Raw genomic sequence first — 2,298 nt, 5'->3', positions numbered from 1 at the left:
GAGACGGGAACTTGGGCATTGAGCAGCCAGTAGTGGGCAGCGCCGGGGATCTGCAGGGTGATCCCGCAACTAGGCAAACTGACCCACCACCTGCATGGCAAAACTCAGCAAAATAAAGGCCAACCAGGGGGAAAAGTCCAAGCCACCGATGGGGGGAATGATGCCGCGGAAGAGGTTGAGATAGGGATCCGTGAGCTGGCTGAGCACCGACAGGATGGGGTTCGACCAGTTCAGTTGCGGGAACCAGCTCAGCAAAATCCGCACAATCAGCAGGGCATTGTAAATGACGATGAACTGGTAAAGGGAGCGAAACAGCAAAGACGCGGCACTGCCGTAGACCAGCCCCAGAGAGAGGCCGTCTGTCCAAGGGAGCAACAAAGGGCTGAGCATCATGGTTAGAAACAGCGAGGGAACGACTCTTCAACTCATCTCAACTTAAGCGCTGTCGGCAGAGGCAGACCTGATCCAGGAGAGCAACTCAGCCGAGAGACGAGAACACTGGCACCCCTCAGGGGAGAAAGCCAGTGCCGCCTCTAGTTTGGCATGGACAGGGATCCCCTGCTTAAGGCTTTTCCTCGATAGCGCTAGAAGATATCTCTTTGACAAGCAGTTGTGCGCGGGTGGCCTGGATCGCCTCGTTCAACTCGGCAATCTTGGCTTCGAGGGTGCGGCGGGCCTGGGCAATCCGCTCTGTTTCCTGTTCCCACTCCCTCCAGTTGCTGGAGCTGGGCACAGCCGGCTCACCCGAGACTCGGAGGCGCGGCCGCTCAGGAGGGACAGAGGTGCCGTTGAGACGGTCGGAATCGCGGCGCTGGCCTTCGGCGGATCCCTTGCTCAGTCGGGGGGCCAGCACAAAGGCGATCACCCCGCCGATGATCCCGCCCAACACAGCGCCGGCTACCACACCGGCAATGAAGTCACCTTTCTGATCTGTCACGCTTTTGTCCAGCTCACCAAACTTAAGCTATCTTCTTCTGTTCTACCTTTCCTGTCCCACTCCCGCCAGCAAATTCGGCCAGGGCTGGGGAAGTCGCCAGTGGCTGAGCCGCTCCAGGTGGGCTTGCATCTGTTCCCTCAACTCGCCCAAAGCGTGTTGCAGATCGCCGGGCAGGGATCCCAGTGCCGCCTGCCAGAGGTGAGCTGGAGACAAGTCGGGGCTGACCACATGCCACAGCCGCTGTAGCTCCTCAAAGTGAAGGCGGTCATCTTCCGTGAGCGAAAGCACCAACTGGCGGCGCAGCTCGCGGGCCTCTTCCGACATCAAGTAGCGCAAACCCATGCGGGCGGTGGGTACCCAATCCAGCCCCCCATCGCTGCGGGCAATTTGGATCAAATTCTCCAGGCGGTTCCAGCGGAACTTGCCATCTTTAATCAGCACTTGCAGCAGCCGCTGGCGAATGCGGGGTGACTCGTCCGTCAGCAGGCGCTTGGCCACGTAGGGATAGGCCACGCCAACAATGCGAAACTGGGGATAGAGGCTAAGAGCCACCCCTTCTTGAGTAACCAAAGAGCGGATTACCAACGCAAAGTGGGAGGGCACCTGAAAGGGGTAGCGGTACATCAAATCGGAGAACTGGTCGGTGGCGGTTTTGAAGTTGAAGTTGCCCACCTCCTGGTTCAACACATCCGCCAGCACTGTCTCCAAGGCAGGGATCAGCTCTTGGCGGTTGACATCCGGCTGTAAAAAGCCCAGATGAATAAAATCGTCGATCAAGGCGTTGTAGTCGCGATCCACCAGGTGAACCAGCGCGTCCACCAGGTACTCCTTCATTTCTTCGGTGAGCTGGTCCATCATGCCGAAGTCGATATAGGCCAGGCGGCCATCGGGGAGGGCAAACAGGTTGCCCGGATGGGGGTCGGCGTGGAAAAAGCCGTATACCAGCAACTGCTTCAGGCCAGCCACCACGCCAATGCGCACCAGTTGTTTGACCTCTAAGTTGGCGGCTCGAATCCGCTCCACATCGGTGAGCTTGATGCCGTCGATCCACTCCAGGGTCAACACCCGGCGGGTGCTGTAGGCCCAAAAGATGCGCGGCACATACACATCGGGATCGCCGCGAAAGTATTCGGCAAAGCGCTCGCAGTTTCGCCCTTCGTTTAGGTAGTCGATCTCCTCAAAAAGCTTGTAACCAAACTCATCCACCACCGCCGTCAAGGTGTTGCCCAGGTTCAGGGGCAGCCAAGGACCCAGCCAGGTGGAGGCCCAGCGGATGAGGTACAGATCTAGGCTCAGCCGCTCCCGCAGGTGGGGCCGCTGCACCTTGACCGCCACCCATTCGCCGCTGTGCAGTTGCGCTT

The 2,298-nt window shown here is 59.1% G+C and carries 3 protein-coding genes; all 3 read right to left on the bottom strand.

Going from position 1 to position 2,298, the window contains the following annotated elements; translation table 11 throughout:
- Positions 1-69: 69 nt before the first annotated feature.
- Positions 70-393: a YggT family protein gene (locus tag NW841_RS12625; protein ID WP_414347543.1), complete on the bottom strand. Its 324-nt coding sequence runs from the start codon at positions 391-393 to the stop codon at positions 70-72.
- A gap of 169 nt (positions 394-562) precedes the next feature.
- Complete coding sequence (locus tag NW841_RS12620) at positions 563-937, bottom strand: hypothetical protein (protein ID WP_414386724.1); 375 nt, start codon at positions 935-937, stop codon at positions 563-565.
- Positions 938-979: 42 nt separating this feature from the next.
- Positions 980-2,298: ABC1 kinase family protein (locus tag NW841_RS12615; protein WP_414386721.1), on the bottom strand; the 1,319-nt coding region annotated here is incomplete at its 5' end.

Origin of the sequence: Synechococcus sp. H60.3 (assembly GCF_047462295.1) — a bacterium.
Lineage (GTDB): Bacteria > Cyanobacteriota > Cyanobacteriia > Thermostichales > Thermostichaceae > Thermostichus.
The sequence above is the reverse complement of the archived record's forward strand: the minus strand, read 5'-3'. Positions and strand labels throughout refer to the sequence as shown.

Excerpts from the sequence above, each read along its gene's own strand:
- NW841_RS12625 (WP_414347543.1), bottom strand. The coding sequence starts at position 393 with ATGATGCTCAGCCCTTTGTTGCTCCCTTGGACAGACGGCCTCTCTCTG.